The sequence below is a fragment of the Actinacidiphila glaucinigra genome (assembly GCF_900188405.1).
GTDB classification, from domain to species: Bacteria; Actinomycetota; Actinomycetes; order Streptomycetales; family Streptomycetaceae; genus Actinacidiphila; species Actinacidiphila glaucinigra.
Genome location: NZ_FZOF01000007.1, coordinates 188,913 through 208,799 on the forward strand (window position 1 = coordinate 188,913; position 19,887 = coordinate 208,799).

12 protein-coding genes are annotated in these 19,887 nt (G+C 74.3%); 5 read left to right on the forward strand and 7 right to left on the reverse strand.

What is annotated here, in order from left to right; translation table 11 throughout:
* Positions 1 to 30: 30 nt before the first annotated feature.
* The gene (locus CHF15_RS16855) at positions 31 to 1,206 is read left to right on the forward strand and encodes a trans-sulfuration enzyme family protein (protein WP_089224627.1); all 1,176 of its coding nucleotides are present in this window, start codon (positions 31 to 33) and stop codon (positions 1,204 to 1,206) included.
* Here CHF15_RS16855 and CHF15_RS16860 read toward each other — a convergent pair.
* The 3 genes from CHF15_RS16860 to CHF15_RS16870 all read right to left on the reverse strand — a co-directional run bounded on the left by CHF15_RS16860 (position 1,160) and on the right by CHF15_RS16870 (position 5,091).
* Positions 1,160 to 2,530, reverse strand: coding sequence for a GNAT family N-acetyltransferase (locus CHF15_RS16860; protein WP_089224628.1), 1,371 nt, complete (start codon positions 2,528 to 2,530; stop codon positions 1,160 to 1,162). The genes CHF15_RS16855 and CHF15_RS16860 overlap by 47 nt on opposite strands.
* Before the next feature lie 76 nt (positions 2,531 to 2,606).
* Positions 2,607 to 3,128, reverse strand: coding sequence for a DUF1990 family protein (locus CHF15_RS16865; RefSeq protein ID WP_089224629.1), 522 nt, complete (start codon positions 3,126 to 3,128; stop codon positions 2,607 to 2,609).
* A gap of 379 nt (positions 3,129 to 3,507) precedes the next feature.
* Complete coding sequence (locus tag CHF15_RS16870) at positions 3,508 to 5,091, reverse strand: alkaline phosphatase D family protein (RefSeq protein ID WP_089224630.1); 1,584 nt, start codon at positions 5,089 to 5,091, stop codon at positions 3,508 to 3,510.
* A 281-nt stretch (positions 5,092 to 5,372) separates the two neighbouring features.
* On the opposite strand from CHF15_RS16870, the gene CHF15_RS16875 reads away from it, so the two are divergent.
* The 3 genes from CHF15_RS16875 (at position 5,373) to CHF15_RS16885 (ending at position 12,133) form a co-directional block, all read left to right on the forward strand.
* Positions 5,373 to 7,211 carry an HSP90 family protein gene (locus CHF15_RS16875; RefSeq protein WP_089224631.1) on the forward strand — a complete coding sequence of 613 codons (1,839 nt, stop codon included), beginning with the start codon at positions 5,373 to 5,375 and terminating at the stop codon, positions 7,209 to 7,211.
* Entirely contained in the window at positions 7,208 to 10,192 is a 2,985-nt protein-coding gene (locus CHF15_RS16880; protein WP_089224632.1) for a hypothetical protein, read from the forward strand. Before CHF15_RS16875 ends, CHF15_RS16880 begins: the two co-directional genes overlap by 4 nt.
* Before the next feature lie 99 nt (positions 10,193 to 10,291).
* Positions 10,292 to 12,133 carry a glycoside hydrolase family 15 protein gene (locus CHF15_RS16885; protein WP_089224633.1) on the forward strand — a complete coding sequence of 614 codons (1,842 nt, stop codon included), beginning with the start codon at positions 10,292 to 10,294 and terminating at the stop codon, positions 12,131 to 12,133.
* On the opposite strand, the gene CHF15_RS16890 is transcribed toward CHF15_RS16885, so the two are convergent.
* The 3 genes from CHF15_RS16890 to CHF15_RS16900 all read right to left on the reverse strand — a co-directional run bounded on the left by CHF15_RS16890 (position 12,130) and on the right by CHF15_RS16900 (position 16,118).
* A complete protein-coding gene (locus tag CHF15_RS16890) occupies positions 12,130 to 12,891 on the reverse strand; it encodes an N-acetyltransferase (RefSeq protein WP_089224634.1) in 762 nt (253 codons plus the stop codon). The two genes, CHF15_RS16885 and CHF15_RS16890, sit on opposite strands and share 4 nt — an antisense overlap.
* A 49-nt stretch (positions 12,892 to 12,940) precedes the next feature.
* Positions 12,941 to 14,161, reverse strand: coding sequence for an MFS transporter (locus CHF15_RS16895; RefSeq protein WP_089224635.1), 1,221 nt, complete (start codon positions 14,159 to 14,161; stop codon positions 12,941 to 12,943).
* A 505-nt stretch (positions 14,162 to 14,666) separates the two neighbouring features.
* Positions 14,667 to 16,118, reverse strand: a complete 1,452-nt coding sequence (locus CHF15_RS16900; RefSeq protein ID WP_089224636.1) for an NCS2 family permease — start codon at positions 16,116 to 16,118, stop codon at positions 14,667 to 14,669.
* A 945-nt stretch (positions 16,119 to 17,063) separates the two neighbouring features.
* On the opposite strand from CHF15_RS16900, the gene CHF15_RS16905 reads away from it, so the two are divergent.
* Positions 17,064 to 18,884, forward strand: coding sequence for a tetratricopeptide repeat protein (locus CHF15_RS16905; RefSeq protein ID WP_089224637.1), 1,821 nt, complete (start codon positions 17,064 to 17,066; stop codon positions 18,882 to 18,884).
* A 12-nt stretch (positions 18,885 to 18,896) separates the two neighbouring features.
* Here CHF15_RS16905 and CHF15_RS16910 read toward each other — a convergent pair whose 3' ends face one another.
* The gene (locus CHF15_RS16910; protein WP_089224638.1) at positions 18,897 to 19,643 is read right to left on the reverse strand and encodes an SDR family oxidoreductase; all 747 of its coding nucleotides are present in this window, start codon (positions 19,641 to 19,643) and stop codon (positions 18,897 to 18,899) included.
* Positions 19,644 to 19,887: the final 244 nt, after the last annotated feature.

The following is a 19,887-nucleotide window of genomic DNA, read 5'->3' on the forward strand; positions in this document are numbered from 1 at the left end:
TACGGACCGGTAGCTGTTCAGCATCGGGCCATGGACACGACAGCATCGGCGCCCACCCGCGCCCTCGCCACCGAGGCTGTGCACGCCGGCCGCGAAGACCTCGCGGACCTCGGCCTGCACGCCGTTCCCCTGGACCTGTCCACCACCTACCCCTCGCGGGACAGCCGCGCCGAGGCCGCCCGACTCGACGACTTCGCCGTGACGGGCGCCGCGCTGACCGGCCCGCCGGTTTACTCCCGGCTGGACAATCCCACCGTCGCCCGCTTCGAGACCGCGCTGGCCCGGCTGGAGGGCGCCGAGTCCGCGGTGGCCTTCGCCAGCGGCATGGCCGCCCTCACCGCCGCCCTGCTGGCCCGCGCCTCCATGGGGCTGCGCCACGTGGTGGCCGTCCGCCCGCTGTACGGCTGCAGCGACCACCTCCTGACCGGCGGCCTCATCGGCACCGAGGTGACCTGGACCGACCCGGCCGGGATCTCCGACGCCATCCGCCCCGACACCGGCCTGGTGATCGTGGAGACCCCCGCCAACCCGACGCTGGCCGAGGTCGACCTGCGGGCCGTCGCGCACTCCTGCGGCGAGGTGCCGCTGGTCGTCGACAACACCTTCGCCACGCCCGTCCTGCAGCGCCCCCTGGAGAGCGGCGCCAGGATCGTGCTGCACAGCGCCACCAAGTACCTTGGCGGGCACGGCGACGTCCTCGGCGGAGTCATCGCCTGCGACGAGGAGTTCGCCCGCGTGCTGCGCAAGGTGCGCTTCGCCACCGGCGGGGTGCTGCACCCCCTCGCGGGCTACCTGCTGCTGCGCGGGCTGTCCACGCTGCCGGTCCGGGTGACGTCCGCCTCGGCGACGGCGGCGGCGCTGGCCGAGCGGCTGGCCGCCGACCCGCGGGTGGCGAAGGTGCACTACCCGCGGATCGGCGGCGCCATGGTCGCGTTCGAGGTCCAGGGCGATCCGCACGAGGTGATCGCCGGGGTCCGGCTGATCACCCCGGCGGTCAGCCTCGGGAGCGTCGACACCCTCATCCAGCACCCGGCCTCGATCAGCCACCGCATCGTCGACGAGGGCGACCGCCGCGACTCGGGCGTCAGCGACCGGCTGCTGCGGCTGTCGGTCGGACTGGAGGACGTCGAGGACCTGTGGGAGGACCTGGACATCGCGCTCAGCGCAGCCGAGCGCTCGCGTCGGCCGGTGACAGCGTCGCGGTGATGACCAGCGTGCCGTCCTCGACCTGGTAGTCCAGCGGCAGACCCAGGCGGCGCATCGTCGCGACCATCGCGGTGTTGGTCGCCCGGGTCACCGCGTACACGCTCCCGCACCCGGCGTCGACGGCCTGGGCGGCCAGCCGGCGCAGCAGCTCCAGGCCGATGCCGCGGTGCTGCCAGGCGTCCTCGACCAGCAGGGCGACCTCGGTCTCGTCGCCGTCCCACAGCAGGTGGCCGAGGGCGACGAGCCGGCCGGAGACCGTCTGCACGGCGAGCGTCCGCCCGAAGCGGGGGCTGAGCAGATGGGTCAGATAGCGGTCCACGTCCGCGACCGGACCGTGGTAACGGCGGGTCAGGGTCGCTTTGGAGCAGCGGTCGTGGAGTTCGCGGGCGGCCTCGAGGTCCTCGGGGCCCGCCCGGCGGACGGTGATCTCGTTCCCCTCGGGCAGGGTGAGGACGGCCCGGCCGTCCGGGACCCTTGCGCCGAGGTGCGCGTCGAGCTCGACGAGCGCGCGGGCCCGGGCGAACTCGGTCGGGGTGAACGGGAGACAGGCGCGTTCCACGGTGATGGTGCCTCCGGCCGGATCGCGCAGCCGCATGATCGTGCCCTCCAGGGTGTCCTCGGCCGGATCGGGGCCGGCCGTACCGGGCGGGGTGGACCGTATCGTGCAACGTCCGAACAACTGCCTTAAGGCCAGCGGCAGTTCGGCGGCGTCCATGGCGGTGCGGGTGGCGAGGCCCAGCATCCGGGTCGGGGTGTCGACGAGGTCGTGGGCGTCGGCCCGCTCGGTCCAGGTGTCCCGGCCGCCCCCGTCGGCCACGGTCCGCGCCAGGTCCTCCGGCGCGAGCGCGGCCGGGGCGCGGACCAGGAACTCGTCCACGGTGCCTTCCGTCAGCGGGTGCGTCTGGAGGGTGAGGATGTCCACGCCCCGTCCGGCCAGCGCCGCGCAGAGTGAGGCGAGGCTGCCCGGGGTGTCGCGCACGGTGGTGCGCACCCGCCACAACGCGGCACCGGCGTCGGGTCCGTGGGCGGCGGAGCTTTCCCCCGGCTCCGTCGCGCGGTTCCCCTCGTGGCCCCCGGCGGGAGGGGGCGCATGACCGTGATGGCGTGCCCGCCATGTGCGGAAGCCGGCGGTCGCGGCGAGCGCCGCGGCCGACAGGCACAGCAGGGCCGGGAGACCGGGGGTGTGCCCGGCGCTCTCGGCGACGAGGTCGGCGGTGGCGACGGCCACCAGGAGCGCGGCGAGTTCGACGACATCGCGGCGCCGGTGGTACCGCCGCCGCGCGGTGGCCGCGGAGGCGGTCGTGGCGGAAGTCAGTTCTCGCATGCGAACACCATGCCGAACGGGTGTTGCGTGATCACGAACGCGTTGTGACCGACGGGTAAAGCGTGTTCCATGTCGCTTAACTCCCCCTTTCAACAATTCCATCCTGCGACAACCGGCGCAGGCACCGGCCGTAGCGGCGCGCGATGCCACGCTGAGTGACGCGTCCCAGGGGGCCCAGTAGACCCACGTACCACGCCCCCGGTCCACTGAAGGCCGTGACATCAAGCCACACGGACCCGTCCGGCGCGAGGCTCACCACGAACGCCTCCTCGCCGCGCTCCGGGTGACCGGGGAGTGTCCCGTACGCGAACCCCACGCGCTCCGGGCCGTGTTCCGCCCACACCACCTCGCAGGGCGCGTGCAGCGGGCCGATCCGCAGCGGCACCCGCACCCCCGGCGCCGCGTCCGGGGTGCCGGCCGGCACCCGCAGTCCGGTCGCCCGGTGCATCCGCCACCCCGTCAGCGCCCGCCCGGCCGCGGCCAGCACCTCGGGGCCCTCGCCGATCCGGATCCGCTCGTGCAGGTGGTGGAACCCCGGCGGGGTGGGCCCGCCGGTCCGGGTCACCCCGACCGGCTCGTAGGTGAAGCCACCTGTCATGGCGCCGTCCTCCCGGTGAGCCGGGACGGTGCGGAGCACCCGCCCCGGCCGCCCCACGAGGTCTCGAATTCGCCGTATTGCCCGGCCGATTTGCACATGCTAAGCCCTCCGGGCCGGGTGCACCCGCTCGTCCGGGCCCGGTGCGACGCCGCATGCCACTCCGTGCGGCGTCAGGGCGAGCACCCCCGCACCGCGAACGGGTTTGCGGCGGGCCCGCTCGCAGGGCAGGGCCCGGCCCCCCGAGGGTCAGCTGCCCGGTCGCCGGGCGGCATCGCCTTCCCGACGCGACGCGACGGGACGCGCCGATCAGCCGACCGCCCGGCGGCGCGAGTGCGCCACCGGGCGATCGGCCCGAGAAATCCGTGCCCGCCGGCCGCCGCTACTGCCCGACCAGCCCCGCCCGCAGCACCTTCGTGAACAGCACCGTGCCGTCCTGCTCGCGCAGCCGCACCGTCATGTCGCCGGAGTGGCCGTCGATGTCGACCTGCCCGAAGAACTGGTAGCCCTCGGCGGGCGAGACGTTCGAGGCCGTCGGCGCCTTCACGAAGACCCGCTCCGGCCCGAAGGTGCCGTCCAGCGCGCTCGCCGGGAAGGCACCCGCGTTCAGCGGGCCGGACACGAACTCCCAGAAGGGCGCGAAGTCCGTGAACGCCGCGCGCGAGGGCTGGTAGTGCTGCGCCGAGGTGTGGTGGACGTCGGCGGTCAGCCACACCGTGCCCGTGATCCTGCGGTGCTTGACGAACCGCAGCAGCTCGGCGATCTGCAGCTCACGGCCGAGGGGCGCGCCCGGGTCGCCCTGCGCCACGGCCTCGATGTTCGGCTTCCCCTCCGTGGTGTCGGGCACCACCAGCCCGAGCGGCATGTCCGAGGCGATCACCTTCCACACCGCGCGCGAGCGCGACAGCTCCCGCTTCAGCCACTCCAGCTGCTCCCGGCCGAGGATGCCCTGCGCGTCGTGGGCCTGGTCGTCGGGGGAGTTGGCGTTGCGGTACGTACGCATGTCGAGGACGAAGACGTCCAGCAGGGGGCCCTGGCGCAGCACCCGGTACACCCGGCCGGCGCCGTCCGGGCGCAGCGAGGAGAGGGGGAAGTACTCGGCGAACGCCCGCCGCGCCCGGGTCGCGAGGACGTCCACGCTCTTCTCGGTGTAGCGCGGGTCCGAGGCGGCGATCACCTCGCCCGGGTACCAGTTGTTGCGGACCTCGTGGTCGTCCCACTGGATGACCGACGGCACCCGGGCGTTGAAGCGTCTCAGGTTCTCGTCGATCAGGTTGTAGCGGAAGTTGCCGCGGAACTCGGCCAGGGTCTCGGCGACCTTGGACTTCTCCGCCGTGGTGATGTTGCGGTAGGTGCTGCCGTCGGGGAGCGCCTGGGTCGACGCGATCGGGCCGTCGGCGTAGATGTTGTCGCCGCTGCACAGGAAGAAGTCCGGGTCCACCGCGCCCATGGCGTCGAAGATGCGGTAGCCGCCGATGTCGGGGTTGATGCCCCAGCCCTGCCCGGCCAGGTCGCCCGACCACACGAAGCGCACCCCGCCGCGCCGCCCGTCCGGCGCTGTACGGAAGGTGCCCGTGACCGGCGCGCCGGCGCGGCGCGGGTCGTCGGGGTCGGCCAGCAGCACCCGGTAGTGGACCTGCTCGCCCGCCGGGAGGCCGTGCAGCCGGGTGACCCCGGTGAAGTCGGTGCCGGGGCCGACCACCGGGCCGTGGAAGCGCCGGGTGTGGCGGAACGACTCGGTCGCCGAGGTCTCCACCACCATCCGCGCCGGCCGGTCCGCCCGCACCCACACCAGACCGCCCGACGCCGTCACGTCGCCGGTCTGCACACCCGACGTCGCCGCCGGCCTCCCCGAAAGGGCGAGCGCGGGCGCGGCCACCGCCGGCACCAGCAGCGCCCCGGAGGCCGCGAGCCCGCCCCTCAGCACCGAGCGCCGCCCGACCGTGCTCCCGGATCCGTCCGCCATCCTGGCCTCCCAAGTTCCGAATCGCGTACGCCGAATGCGTCCGCCCCCGTTCCTACTCGCGCCGTGTGCCGTCGATCCGAACGCCCAGTGAACAACCGCACCGCGCCGTACGGCGGCGCCCGCCCGCCGCCGCACTCCCCACCGGCCGCCCCGCACGACGAAACCCCCTGGTCACCGCGGGCTCCGCCGCCATACGATGTCCCGAATCCGGCGGCCGCGATCACCCGATCGCCCTACCCGCGCCCCGTTCCCCCTCCCCGGAACGCACCGGCGCCCCCACCATGACTGCAGATCAGACACCGCACGCCTTCCAGGTCGACCTGCGTGGCCTGGTGGACCTCCTCTCCCACCACCTCTACTCCAGCCCCAAGGTCTACCTGCGGGAGCTGCTGCAGAACGGCGTCGACGCGATCACCGCCCGCCGTGCCGAACAGCCCGACGCGCCCGCCCGGGTGCGGCTGCACGCCGAGGGCGGCCGGCTGCGCGTCGAGGACACCGGCGTCGGCCTCACCGAGTCCGATGTGCACGACCTGCTGGCCACCATCGGCCGCAGCTCCAAGCGCGACGGGCTGGAGAGCGCTCGCTCGGAGTTCCTCGGCCAGTTCGGCATCGGCCTGCTCGCCTGCTTCGTCGTCGCCGAGCAGATCCGCGTCGTCAGCAGGTCCGCCCGTACCCCGGACGCCCCGCCCGTCGAGTGGACCGCCCGGGACGACGGCTCGTACACCGTCCGCACGCTGCCCGTGCGGGACCACCCCGAGCCCGGTACGACCGTGCACCTGACCGCCCGGCCGGGCGCCGCCGAGTGGCTCGCCGAGGACCGCGTGCTCGCCCTCGCCAGGGACTTCGGCTCCCTGCTGCCGTACGACGTGCGGGTCGGCGACACGCCCGTCACCGATCGCCCGCCGGTCTGGGAGCGCCCGCACCCCGGGCCGGCCGCCCGCCGGGTCGCGCTCGCCCGGCACTGCCACGAGCAGTTCGGCTTCACCCCGCTCGACGTCATCGACCTCGACGTCCCCCTCGCGGGCGTGCGCGGCGTCGGCTACGTCCTGCCCGCCGCGGTCAGCCCCGCCCAGCGCGCCGGGCACCGCGTCCACCTCAAGGGCATGCTGCTGACCGACCGGGCCGACGAACTCCTCCCGGAGTGGGCCTTCTTCGTCCGCTGCGTGATCGACACCGACAGCCTGCGCCCCACCGCGTCACGGGAGAGCCTGTACGCCGACGAGACGCTCGCCGCCGTCCGCGAGGCGCTCGGCGAACGCATCCGCGGCTGGCTGACCGAACTCGCCGCGGGCGACCGGGAACGGCTCGCCCAGTTCCTCGCCGTCCACCACCTCGGCGTCAAGTCGCTCGCCCGGCACGACGCCGGGATGCTCCGCACGATGCTGCCGTGGCTGCCGTTCGAGACCACCGACGGGCAGCTGTCGCTGGAGGAGTTCGCCCGCCGCCACCGGGTCGTCCACTTCACCCGCACCGTCGAGGAGTACCGCCAGGTCGCGGCCATCGCCTCCGCGCAGGGCATCGGGGTCGTCAACGGCGGCTACACCTACGACGCCGACCTGGTCGAGATGCTGCCCACCGTGCGCCCCGGCACCGCCGTCGCCGAACTCGACGCGGACACCGTCACCGCGCACCTCGACGCCGTCGACCCCGCCGAGGAACTCGCCCTGTCCGGCTTCCTCGCCGCGGCCCGCGCCAGGCTCGACCCGCTCGGCTGCGACGTGTCGCTGCGCACCTTCCACCCGGTCACCGTCCCCGCGCTCCACCTGGACGACCGGGCCGCCCGCCACGAACGCGCCCGCGCCGAGGAGGAGGAGCAGGCCGACGAGCTGTGGGCGGGCATCCTCGGCTCGCTGCGCGGCGGAACCCCGCGCGCCCGACTCGTGCTGAACCACCTCAACCCGCTGGTCCGGCGGATCAGCGGCTTCACCGACCCCGAACTCGCCGGCACCGCCGCCGAGGCGCTGTACGGCCAGGCCCTGCTGATGGCCCAGCGCCCGCTGCGCCCCGCCGACTCCGCGCTCCTCAACCGCGCCTTCCTCGGTCTGCTGCAGTGGGCGGCGCAGACCACGGACGGCCCCCCGGGCAAGGCCGGCGACGCCGAACAGGAGGACGGCCGATGAGCACCCAGGATCCGGCGGTCGAGACCATACGCCGCGCCCTCCACCACAACCGCGAGGAGCCCGAGGGCCGCGCCCGCAACGCCGGCGCGGAGCGGCTCGTCGCCGAGGCCGAGGCCACCGGGGACACCCCGCTGCTCGTCGACGCCCTGTTCAACCTCGCCGGCGCCTACGCGTACAGCAGCGAGAAGGACAAGTTCTTCGTGCCCTTCGCCCGCCTGCTGCGCATGTGGGACGAGCGGCCCGGCGAGTTCGACGGCGCGAACACCCACCAGCTGCACTGGATCTTCAAGTGGGTGGCCAGCGGCATGCTCGACCAGCCCGAGGTCCCGCTCGCCTCCATCGAGAAGTGGCAGCGCGAGATGGAGCACCGCTACCGCCTCGCCGGGCACTCCGAACGCGCCGTCCGCCAGGGCGAGTTCCGCATCGCGCGGCACCTCGGCGACACCGCCCGCGCCGAGACCGCGCACGCCGCGTGGCTGGCCGCCGACCGCGACGCCATGGCCGACTGCCACGCCTGCGAACTCCACGGCCAGGGCAGCTGGCAGGTCGACCGCGGCCGCGACGAGGAGGCGCTGCGCACCTGGGAGCCCGTCCTCGCCGGGCAGTACACCTGCGCCCACGAACCGCACAACGTGCTGGCGTCCTCGCTGCTGCCGCTGGTCCGGCTCGGCCGGCTCGACGAGGCACGCGCCCACCACCTGCGCGGCTACCGCCTCGTGCGGCCGATGGAGAGCATGCGCGGCGCGGTCTCCTGCCACGTCGAGTTCTGCGCCCTGACCGGCAACGAGGCACGCGCCCTGGAGATCCTCGCCGAGCACCCCGCGTACTTCACCGACACCGGCGACCCCGACACGCTCATGGACCACCTCGCCGTCAGCGGTCTGCTGATGCGCCGCCTCGTCGCCCTCGGCCATGGCGACCGGAGCGTCCCCGGACCCGCCGGCACCGACTGGACGGCCCGCGCACTGCTCGCCCACGCCGAACGCGAGGCCGCGGCCGTCTCCGCGCGCTTCGACGCCCGCAACGGCAACGACGCCGTCAGCCGCCGCCTGCGCGAGCGCCTCGCCGCGGGCCCCCTGGTGGAGCGGCTCCCGCTGGGCGTCCGGGCCCGGCAGCGCCTGACCGCGCCCGCCGCCCCTGCGCAGCCCGCGCCCGCGGCGGCCGCCGTGCCCGCGGACTCCGGGGACGTCGGCGCGCTGCTGGCCGAGGCCCGCGCGCTGAGCGAGGCCCAGCACCCCGACGCGGGCGCCGCCTGGGCCGCCGCGGGCCGCGCCGCGGAACACACCGGCACCGCCCTGGGCGACCTGGACCGCGCCGAGATCGCCGACCACGCCGGCATCGCCGCCTTCACCGACCCCGGCACCGCCGTACCGCTCTTCGGCACCGCGGCCGGGCTGTTCGATGCGGCCGGGAAGCCGGGCGAGGCCGCCGCCTGCCGCGTCCGCGCCGGCTACGCGGCGGCCCTCGCGGAGCGGACCGGCGAGGCCCTCGCCGCGCTCGACGCCGCCATCGACGCGCTGCGGGAACTGCACGGCGCCGGCCGGGCCACCGCCCGCCAGCTGACGGGCGCCTGGCTGGCCAGGCTCGACGTCACGCCGCCCGGCGCCGGGGACGAGGCGGAACTGCTGCGGATCATCGCCTTCGCCGAGGAGCACCGCGACGAGGAGCGGATGGCGGGCCGGCTCGCCGACGCGATCACGCTGCACGCCCGCCACACCGCCGCACGCGGCGACGTCGAGGCCTCCGCCGGGCTCTTCGCGCGGGCCGCCCGCCTCCACCACGAGGCCGCGACCCCCTGGTACGCCGCCGAACCCGAGGCGCTGCTCGCCGACCTCTCCCTCCAGCGGGACGACCACACGACCGCGGAGGAGTCCGCCCGCGCCGCGCTGGAGCACGGCGCCGCCGCCCTGGGCCCGGTGCACCGCGCCCACCTGCACACCGTGCTGGCCGCCGCACTCGCCGCCCGCGGCGCCGACGCCGAGGCCGCCGACCACGCCCTGGAGGGCGCCCACTGGGCCGACGAGGGCGAGATGTCGGAGGAGCTCGGCGCCTGGGCGCGACTCGTCCTCGGCGGGGCGCTGCTGCGCGAGGGCAGGGCCGCGGAGTCCGCCACCGTCCTGGAGACCGCCCTGCCCGACCTGGTGCGCGCCCACCACGACGGGCGGGTCGTCCAGGCCCGCTGGTGGCTGGGCGAGGCACTGCGCGACCTGGACGAGCCGCGCGCCGCTGCCGAGCAGTTCCTGCTCGCCGCGGAGATCGCGCAGCACTGGGAGGAGCAGCAGGACCACGCCGTCCTGGCGAACCTCGCCGCCGACTCCCTGGAACGGGCCGGCCTGGCCGGCGAGGCCGCACAGGCGTACGGCCGCGCCGGTGAGCTCTGGCGCGCCATGGAGCGTCCCGTCCCGCTCGTGCGCACCCTGCGCGCCCGGGCCTGGCTCTCCCTCCACGACGGCCAGGGCGGCCTCGCCGAGGGCCGCGCCGCGATGGCCGAGGCCGCCGCGGTCGCCGAGGAGGCACTGGCCGCGGCGACGGCGGCCGGGGACGGGGCGGCCGCGGCCCACCTGCGCGCCGAACTGGCGGGGACCCACCGGCAGACCGGCGAACTGATCGTCCGCTCCTGCCCGGGCGAGCCCGGCGAGGAGGACACGGACGGCTCGGCCCGCGCCGCGTACGAGGAGGGTCTGGCCTGCGCCGAACGCGCGATCACGGTCTTCGGCCCGGGTCCCGCGCGCAGCGCGGCCCAGCTCATGGCCGCCTGGCTCGAGGCCGACCTGGGACGGCACGCCGCGGCCGCAAAGCGGGCCCGGGCCGTGATCGCCCAGTACGCGGGACAGGACGAGAGCGGGGCCGAAGACGAGAGCGGGGGAGAAGACGGGGACGCCGGGGTCGCGGCGCAGCGGCTTGCCGAGGCCCGTTCCGTCCTCGAATACATCGGTGAGCGGCCCGCCGGACCGGAGAAGGCGGAGGCCGGGGAGGCGTAGGCCCGGCGGGCGGCACGGTCCTGACCGAGAAGAAGGAGGACATGGGGGGTTAGTCTGAATGGTGGCTTTTGCCGTTTCCCGGCACGTGAGGAGGCCACCGTGACAGCCGAAGCCCTCCGGTCCGATTTCGCACCGGCCGACGGCCGGTACCTGCCGATCGCCGCCCACGGGCTCATCGGCGACCTGCGCAGCGCGGCGCTGGTCGGCACGAACGGCACCATCGACTGGTACTGCTCCGGGCGCTTCGACGCCCCCAGCATCTTCGCCTCCATCCTCGACGCCGAGCGGGGAGGCAGCTTCGAGCTGGCCGCGGACGTGCCCGCGCGCACCAAGCAGTTCTACTTCCCCGACACCAATGTGCTGATCACCCGCTTCTTCGCCGAGGACGGCATGGGCGAGGTGCAGGACTTCATGCCGGTCGTCGACGAGTCCCACGAGGCCGACCGGCACCGGCTGATCCGCCGCGTGGTCTGCGTGCGGGGCGTGCTGCCGTTCCGGATGCGGGTGGCCCCGCGGTTCGACTACGGCACCGTGCCGCACACCGTGCACATGAACGGGATGCAGGCGCTCTTCGCCACCCCGGCCCAGACCATCGCCCTGACCTGCTCGGTGCCGCTGGAGAACGACGGCCGGGACGTGTGGGCGCAGTTCAAGCTCTCCGAGGGCGAGGCCGCCGTCTTCGCCCTGGACCAGGTCGGCGACGGTGTCGGCCCGCGCGGCTGCCCGCTGACCGAGGCGGAGGACCAGTTCGAGAAGACCGTGCGCTACTGGCGGCACTGGCTGTCCCAGTCGAAGTACCGGGGCCGCTGGCGCGAGATGGTGCACCGGTCCGCGCTGACCCTCAAGCTCCTCACCTACGCGCCGACCGGCGCCATCATCGCCGCGCCCACCACCAGCCTCCCCGAGCGCATCGGCGGCGAGCGCAACTGGGACTACCGCTACGTATGGATCCGCGACGCCGCCTTCTGCGTCTACGCGCTGCTCAGGCTGGGCTTCACCGACGAGGCCGAGTCCTTCATGAACTTCCTGTCGGACCGCGTCTGCATGGGCGGACCGCGCTGCTCCGCAGGCCCCCTGCAGATCATGTACGGCATCGACGGCCGGTCCGAACTGCCCGAACGGGAGCTGGAACACCTGGAGGGCTACTCGGGCTCCGCGCCGGTCCGCGTGGGCAACAACGCCGTCCACCAGCTCCAGCTGGACATCTACGGCGAGCTCATCGACTCCCTCTACCTGTACGACAAATGGGGCAAGCCGATCTCCAGTGCCCACTGGGACACCGTCTGCGAACTCGTGGACTGGGTCTGCGACAACTGGGACCAGCCCGACGAGGGCATCTGGGAGACCCGCGGCGGCCGCAAGAACTTCCTCTACTCCCGCGTGATGTGCTGGGTGGCGATCGAGCGCGGCATCCGCATGGCGAACCACCGCGGCCTGCCCGCCAACCGCGAGCGCTGGTACGGGGCCCGCGACGACCTCTACCGGCGGATCATGAGGAACGGCTGGTCCGAGGCGCGGGGCGCGTTCACCCAGAGCGAGGGCGAGGACGTGCTGGACGCGTCGGTGCTGATGATGCCGCTGTCCAAGTTCATCTCGCCGACCGACCCCAAGTGGCTCTCGACGCTCGACGCCCTCGGCAAGGACCTGGTCTCGGACTCCCTGGTCTACCGCTACGACCCGCTGGCGAGCCCTGACGGCGTCCCCGGCGACGAGGGCACCTTCTCCATCTGCTCCTTCTGGTACGTCGAGGCCCTCACCCGCGCCGGGCGCAAGGACGAGGCGCGCCTGGCCTTCGAGAAGATGATCACCTACGGCAACCACCTGGGCCTGTACGCCGAGGAGATCGACCGCGCCGGGGAGCAGCGCGGCAACTTCCCGCAGGCCTTCACGCACCTGGCTCTGATCAGCGCCGCCTTCAACCTGGACCGGGCGCTCGGCTAGCGGTCCCGCGTGGCGTGGCGGACCCAGACGTTGGGCTCGACGTACACGGCGTGGTCGTGCGCGATGTCGCAGTGCACCGGAACCAGCGCCCCGGGTACCTCGACGGCGCCGTCCCGGTCGAAGGGGAGCCCCGTCCAGCGCCGCCACTGGGCCGGCGTCCCGCTGACCGTCATCGAGGCCGGCGCGACCCGCACGACGACACCTCCCGCCCTGACGTGCACCCGCAGCCACGGATCCTCGGGAAGTCCGTCCTCGCGCAGCAGGCCGACGTAGTCGGCCATGGGGAGCCGCGGCCGCAGGTGCTTGGCCGTGGGACGGACCGGGGCGAGCAGCGCGCCGTGGCCCAGGTCCCGCGCGGTGTCGCGCAGCGCGGCGACCATGCGGTGCGACAGGCCCCGACCCAGGTGGCCGGTGTCGATGGTGATCTCCAGCGCGCCGGCGGCCGTCGCCGGACGCCCGTCGCGCAGGTCCGAGTGCGCCCACACCAGTATCCGGTCCCAGCCCTGGTCCGGGGTCTCCTCGCGCCCCTCACCGGTGGCGTCGAACGGGACGGCGAAGCCGCGCGCCACGACCCGGTCGCCGTCGGTCGCGACGACGCAGTACTGCGGGAAGTCCTCGGGGACCCGGTCCAACAGGGCGCCGGCGACCGGGTCCTGGGGGACGAAGGCCGGCCAGTTCCCGGAGATCTCCCAGAGCCGGGGGATCAGCTCGGGACGCTCGGAGAGCGGGGTGATGCGGACGGTTCCGGTGTCGTTCACGAGGCGGCACCCTGCCAGACGCGCCCCGCCGCGGCATCCCGATTTCCGCTCAGGCCGCCCGGCCGACGTCCGTACGGGCCACGACCGCGGCGGCGCGGCGGCCGACCGCCACGGCGCCCCGGCCCCAGCCGCCGGAACCCGCGCCGCGCGCCACCGCGGTGAGCGGTACGGCGGCGAGCAGGAGCAGGCAGGCCAGGACCCCTCCCATCGCGGGGAAGCCCAGCCGGGCGCAGAGCAGCGCGCCGGTCAGCGGTCCGCAGGCCACCCCCAGCGAGGACGCGGAACCGGCGTACACCGCCCAGCGGCCCCGCGGGTCGAGGGCGGCGGCCAGCCCGATCAGGTACGAGAGCGCCACCGGGTAGACGGTGTTCCACAGCACCTCGCCCACCGCGAACGCGACCGGGCCGCGGGCGGAGGCGGCGACCGCCACGCACACGGCGATCACCACCGTGCCCGCCCCGATCGGCACCGCACGCCCGAGGCGCGCACCGAGGGCGCCCGCGGCCACGACGCCGAGCAGCCCGCCCCCGAGGGCGACCGCGAACACCATGCCGACCGCGGCCTCCGACAGGCCGACCCGGTCCAGCCCGATGCGGCCGCTCACGCCCCACAGCGCGTTCTGCGCCAGCGACCAGCACAGCATCGACACGGCGAGCACGGCCCCGGCGCCCAGGTGCGGCAGCGGAAGCCCGGCCGGCCGCGCGGCGGCCGTGGAGTGCGGGCAGGGCCGCGCCGGCAGCCGCCGGGTCAGCGGGAGCACGAGCAGGGCCGTCGCGGCGATGGCCGCCAACGGCAGGGCGTGGCCCCCGCCGAGCCGCGGCAGTACGAGGTAGAGCGCCCCCGCCGTCGCCGAGGTGGCCAGCAGCGCGAGCACCGTGACCCGGTGGGGCTCCCGTTCACCGGAGATCCCGACGGCGGCCACGGCCGTCGAGGTGCCGGAGCCGAATCCCCCCGCCACGCAGCCGAGGACGACCAGGGGCACATGGCCGGTGGCCGCGGCCGCCGTGAAGCCGCCCGCGGTCATCAGCAGCCCGAACCGGGCCAGCCGCGCCCGGCCGATCCGGTCGACCCGCGAGGCCAGCGTGAACCCGGCGCAGGCCGAGCCGAGCAGCAGCGCGCTGCCCACCGCCCCGGCCTGGGAACCGCTCAGGCCGAGACCGGTGGTGAGGCGGCCGACGACGGTCGGCATCAGGTACGGCGCGAGGTAGCCGGCGCAGAAGAGCGCGACGAGCGGCAGCAGGGCGCGCGAGGGCGCGGTCCGCGAAGACATGGGCGTTCCTGGGTGCGGGACGGCCGAAGGCACGGCGAGCAGGTGGGGGAGTCGTGCGACCGTCGACGGACAGGAACGCGCGGACCATATGTATCAAGCAACCAGGCGTGCCGATAAGGGGGTGCCCCCGCCTTAAACCCGCTGTTGCCGAATCGAGATCAAACGCTCGCGCGAGGCACACGCCCGGGTTTCGGCCTCGGCGGCCGTCGGGCACCCGCAGGTGGGCCGCCGCCGACACGGCCCGGGGGAGCGACGACCGGTCCGGCACCCCGGGACGGAAGTCCGGCGGCCTGCCGGAGCGGCGCCCGGCGCGGGCGTGCGCCACATCACACCGGGGGGTCCGGAACGGGCGGGAACTCCCTCCCCGCGCCGGTAGTTCGACAGGTACGGGCCGGGGGCGGAACGCCGGCTCGGCCAGCGGCCCCGACCGGGGGCCCCCGTCCCGGTCGGGGTCTTCATCGTGGGGCCGCGGGAGGCCGTATCGGCCCCCGCGGCCCGCCGATGCCTACTTGACCCCGAGCAGCTGCTCGATCGGGTCGATCGCGAAGTAGACGACGAAGAGCGCCGACACCGCCCACAGCAGCCAGTGCACCTGCCGGGCCTTGCCCAGTACGGCCTTGAGCAGCACGAAGGCGATGAAGCCGGCACCGATGCCGTTGGTGATCGAGTACGTGAAGGGCATCACGGCGATCGTCAGGAACGCGGGGACGGCGATCTCGAAGTCGTCCCAGCCGATGTTCTTGACCTGGGTCATCATCAGGAAGCCGACCGCGACCAGAGCCGGGGCCGCCGCCTGCAGCGGCACGATCGTCAGCAGCGGGCTCAGGAAGAGGGCCACCGCGAACAGGCCGCCGGTGACCAGGTTGGCGAAGCCCGTACGGGCCCCCTCGCCGACGCCGGCCGCCGACTCGATGTAGGCGGTGTTGGACGACGAGGAGGCGGCGCCGCCCGCGACCGCCGCGGCACCGTCGATCAGCAGCACCCGGCCCAGGTTCGGGACCTTGCCCTCCTCGTCCAGCAGACCCGCCTCGGCCGTGATGCCGACGACCGTGCCCATGGTGTCGAAGAAGTCCGACAGGATCAGGGTGAAGACCAGCAGTACGACCGTGATGAAGCTGACCTCGGCGAAGGCGCCGAAGAGGCTGAAGTGCCCCAGCAGCCCGAAGTCCGGTGCGGCGAACACGTCGTCGGGCACCTTGGGCGTGGTCAGGCCCCAGCTCTTCACGTCCGCGACGGCGTCGACCACGATCGCCAGCACGGTCATGGCGACGATGCTGATCAGGATCGCGCCCTTCACCTTCCGGGCCAGCAGGGCGATCGTCAGCAGCACGCCCAGGCAGAAGACCAGCACCGGCCAGCCCGACAACGCCCCGCTCCCGCCGAGTTGAACGGGCACCGTGGTGTTCGCGGCGTCCGGGATGCGGCTGACGAAGCCGGCGTCCACGAAGCCGATGAAGGCGATGAACAGGCCGATGCCCACGCTGATCGCCTGTTTCAGCGGCTGGGGTATCGCGTGCATCACCGCCTCGCGGAGCCCGGTGACCACCAGGACGCAGATGACCAGGCCCTCGATGACGATGAGGCCCATCGCGTCGTCCCAGCTCATCAGGGGCGCGATCTGGAAGGCGACGACCGCGTTGAGGCCGAGGCCCGCCGCGATGGCCAGCGGCAGGTTGCCGCCGACGCCCATGACGATCGTCATGACGGCCGCCACCAGCGCGGTGGCGGTGACCAGTTGACCGGTCGACAGGACGTGTCCGAACTTGTCCTTCGCGCTTCCCAGGATGATCGGGTTCAGCACGAGGATGTACGCCATCGTAAAGAAGGTGGCGAAACCGCCGCGGACTTCGCGGCCGAAGGTCGATCCGCGCTCCCCTATGCGGAAGTAGCGGTCCAGTGCGTTCTGCGGTGGTGGTGGCGGAGAGCCTTTCGCCACGTCGGTGGCCTGAGCGGACATGGTGCTCCTCGGGGTTGGTGCAACAACCGGGCGACCTGCTGGAGGCTGGGGGGATTGTGTACGCCGGAACGCCCGCTCGGGTTTTGAATCCGTTTCCTTGTGTTAACGAATCGGCATTGTCCGGCGGGTGGGGCCGGCCCGCGGATGTGCCGGTGCCGCTGCCGGTGTTCGGCTGTCCCGCCGTCTCGCGCCCTGCGGGCGCAAAGCGCCGGCTGCGGAGGGGAGGGTGGGGGGCCTGCCTTGTTCGCAGTGTGCGGGGCGGGTGGGTGGCGGGCGTTCAGGCGCCGGAGCGGGGTGGGTTGTTCGTCTGGTCGCGGTCTCGCTACCGTCCGCGGGTATAGATGGCCGGTGACCACGCCCACTGTTCGTGGGTGGCGCGCCCGCCGTAACCGGCGTCTGCGGGTGCTTCCCCGACATCGGGCCCTGTTTCGACGTCTATGACGCTGAAAGCGGGCCCGATCTCGCCCGGCTCAAAGATCGGGCTCTGTTTCGACGTCCAAACCGTCGAAAGCGGGCCCGATCTCCCGCCGACCGCCCGGGCAGCACCCCGAAGCACCCGCAGTCGCGGGTTACGGCGGGCGCGCCCACCGCCCACGGATGGCGTGGAAGCGGCCATCTGCACCCGCGGACGGCAACGAGACCCGAGGCCAACGGAAAGGCGGCCCGCTCCGGCGCCTGAACCCGCACCCCCCACCCGCACACTGCCGACAAGCCCCGGACCGCCACCCTCCCCTCCGCAGCCCGCCGCTGTGCGCCCGAAGGGCGCGAGACGAACCCGCACCCACTCACCGGCCCCACCCACCCACTCCCGGCACGAAAGTAATGCGAGGGTCGAGATGTCCGGCCGGCCGGACACCGCCCGGCGCGCGGCCTCGGATTCAACGGCGTCGGTTAGGGTGCCCCGGGGGCGGGAGCGCCGGGAGCGGTTCGAGGTGGGGAGCGGCTGTGCACGATCATCCGGAGGGTCGCGAGAGCGGGGCGCGCCTGGAGGCGGAGGGCGACGTGGCCACCGCGCGCATCGCGCTGGCCGGGGGCGATCTCGGGCACGCCGCCCGGCACCTGGAGGACGCCCTGGCGCGCGACCCCGGACTCCCCGAGATCCACGAGGCGCTGGCCGAGTTCGCCGCGCGTGTCGGGGGCGCGGAAGCGGCGCTGACGTACTTCGCCCCCGAGGAGCGGGCGTTCATCGGAACCGTGGCGGCGCGCGGCCACCTCTGCGCGGTCGCGGGCCACTGGGACGAGGCCGTCGGCCTGCTCGCCCAGTGCGCCGGGCACGAACCGCAGCGGGCTTGGCTGGACGTGGCGTGGCTGTGCCGCCCCGGCATCGCGGAGCTCGTCGCGCCGGACACCGTGGCCCGCGCGGCGGCGCGCGTCGCGCCGCAACTGCCCGACCCGGTCGACGAGGAGCGGCGCGGTCCGCTGCTGCCGCTGCTCGACCTGGTCCGCGCGAGCGCCGCGCGCCATCCCGACCACACGATGCTGCTGTGGTGCGGTTCCACCCTCGCCCGCCGCATGGGCGGCACCGAGGAGGCGGTGGGCTGGGCGCGGCGCTCGTACGAGCTCGAACCCTCCCACCCCGCCGCGGTGATGCTCGGCTACGCGCTGCGCAGCGCCGGCCGTTCGGAGGAGGCGCTGGAGGTCTGGCGGCGCGAGGTCGCCCGCGACCCCTCCGACCTCGACCTGTACGTCGACATCGCCGAACTGCTGGACGGCCTCGGCCGTCCCGCCGAGGGTGTGGCGTGGGCCGAGCGGGCGCTGGCGGCCGACCCCTCGCACCCCAAGGCGGCCCCCGCGGTGCACGCGCTGCGCCACGCCGTCGAGCCGGACCTGCGGCATCTGGTCGCCCTCGCCGACCACCTGCGGGCCGAGCCCGGGCACGGCTACGCCGCGGACCTCCTGGCCCGGCTGAGCCAGGGCACGCCCTGGCTCAACTGGATACCCGGCGGCAACGAGGCCGTCGTCAGCCTCCTGCACCAGGCGCTCGGGCAGTCCGTGCCGGGCGACGCCGGGCTGACGCTGACCATCTCCGCGCTGGAGCCGCCGAGCGCGCTGCTCGCGCTCCGCGCCGCCTATCCGAACGCGGTGACCGAGATCCAGTCCGTGCCCGAACCGGACCTGCGGATCCCCCCGCGCCCCGTGGAGGTCGCGCTCTGGGCCTACGAGGGCACGACCGCGCGGCCCGCCGTGCGCCCGCCGTCCCCGGAGGCGGCCGAAGCGGTGCGCCGTCTGGCGTGGCACGGCTGGCCGCATCTGGTCGCCGCCTACGACGACGCGGTGGCGCTCTCCGCGCTCGACCCCGAGGACCTGCTGGGTGTGCTCGTCCACCCGCCGGCCCCGCGTGAGGACGAGATGGGCCGCGCGCTCGCCGCCCAGGCCCCCGACCTGTGGATCCGCTGCGTGCAGGTGTGGGCGTGCCTGGGCCTGGCGCACCACCGCACGGACGAGCCCTGGGCCGTCTCGCGGCGCCGCGCGCTGCTCGTGGACGTGCTGAACAACGCCGAGGACTGGGTGTGCGAGGCGGCCGCGCTCGCGATCGTCGCGACCGCCTGGACCGACCCCGCCGTGCGCAAGGACGCCGCCGAGCTGGTCGGGCGCCGGCTTCTGGACGCCCTTAAGGCGCGGCGGACCCGGGTCGTCACCCTGACCTGGTCGCTGTGCCATCTGGCCCTGGCCACCCCGGAGCTGATCCCGCAGGTCGCCGCGCTCGCCACCGACATCCTGCGCATGATCGACACGGAGGACGAGGAGGTTGCCGCTGGGGAGTAGCCGGCGGCGACGCTACAGACCGCCGGAGACGCGCAGCACGGCGCCCGTGGTGTACGACGCGTCCGGCGACATCAGCCACGCCACCGCGCCGGCGACCTCGTCCGGCTCCCCGGGCCGCCGCATGGGCACGCGGTCCGGGTTGCGCCAGGGGCGTTCGGGGTCGCCCATGGCGGCGTGGATGTCGGTCACGATCATGCCGGGCTGCACGGAGTTGACGCGTACGCCGTCCGGCGCCAGCTCCTTGGCGAGGCCCACGGTCAGGGCGTCGACCGCGGCCTTGCTGGCGGCGTAGTGCACGTACTCCCCGGGACCGCCGAGCGTCGCGGCGCCGGAGGAGATGTTGACGATGGCGCCGCCCCGGCCGCCGTGCCGGGTGGACATCTCCAGCGCCGCGCGCCGGGCGCACAGGATCGCGCCCATGACGTTGACGTCGATCACCCTGCGCATGACGTCGACCGGGGTCTCGGTGAACCGCCCCAGCGGCCCGGTGACGCCGGCGTTGTTGACCAGGCCCGTCACCGCGCCGAGCTGCTCGCCCACCGTGTCGAAGAGCGCGTCCACCTGCGCGGCGTCGCTGGTGTCGACGCGCACCACGACGCAGCGGGCGCCCGTGTCCCGGACCTTGCGGGCGGTGTCCTCGGCGGCGTCGGCGTCCTTCTCGTAACCGATGCCTACGGCGTGCCCCTCGCGGGCCAGCCGCAGGGCGACCGCCGCGCCGATGCCGCGGCCGCCTCCGGTGACCACCGTGACCGGACCCATGGCAGCTCCCTCGCTCGACGTGATCACGAACGCTACCAGCGGACGAACGGCGCATGACGGGCGCGAACACCTCGTGAACGGTGCGCGGTCCCGCCGTCCGGGCACGGCCGGGCCCCTGAGCATTGGTCTTGACCAACTCGGAGGGCAGCTCTATCGTCGCCTAGTAGTGCAAGAACCTTTAATAAAGAGCCGTTCGGAAACAAGGCTGAACAAACCCCGGACGGCGTCAGGCGGATTGCGGAGG

What these genes read in the sequence shown, in the direction of transcription:
- CHF15_RS16875 (WP_089224631.1), top strand. Translation starts at nt 5,373, where the DNA reads ATGACTGCAGATCAGACACCGCACGCCTTCCAGGTCGACCTGCGTGGC.
- CHF15_RS16895 (WP_089224635.1), bottom strand. Translation starts at nt 14,161, where the DNA reads ATGTCTTCGCGGACCGCGCCCTCGCGCGCCCTGCTGCCGCTCGTCGCG.
- CHF15_RS16910 (WP_089224638.1), bottom strand. Translation starts at nt 19,643, where the DNA reads ATGGGTCCGGTCACGGTGGTCACCGGAGGCGGCCGCGGCATCGGCGCG.
- CHF15_RS16870 (WP_089224630.1), bottom strand. Translation starts at nt 5,091, where the DNA reads ATGGCGGACGGATCCGGGAGCACGGTCGGGCGGCGCTCGGTGCTGAGG.
- CHF15_RS16860 (WP_089224628.1), bottom strand. Translation starts at nt 2,530, where the DNA reads ATGCGAGAACTGACTTCCGCCACGACCGCCTCCGCGGCCACCGCGCGG.
- CHF15_RS16865 (WP_089224629.1), bottom strand. Translation starts at nt 3,128, where the DNA reads ATGACAGGTGGCTTCACCTACGAGCCGGTCGGGGTGACCCGGACCGGC.
- CHF15_RS16900 (WP_089224636.1), bottom strand. Translation starts at nt 16,118, where the DNA reads ATGTCCGCTCAGGCCACCGACGTGGCGAAAGGCTCTCCGCCACCACCA.
- CHF15_RS16855 (WP_089224627.1), top strand. Translation starts at nt 31, where the DNA reads ATGGACACGACAGCATCGGCGCCCACCCGCGCCCTCGCCACCGAGGCT.
- CHF15_RS16880 (WP_089224632.1), top strand. Translation starts at nt 7,208, where the DNA reads ATGAGCACCCAGGATCCGGCGGTCGAGACCATACGCCGCGCCCTCCAC.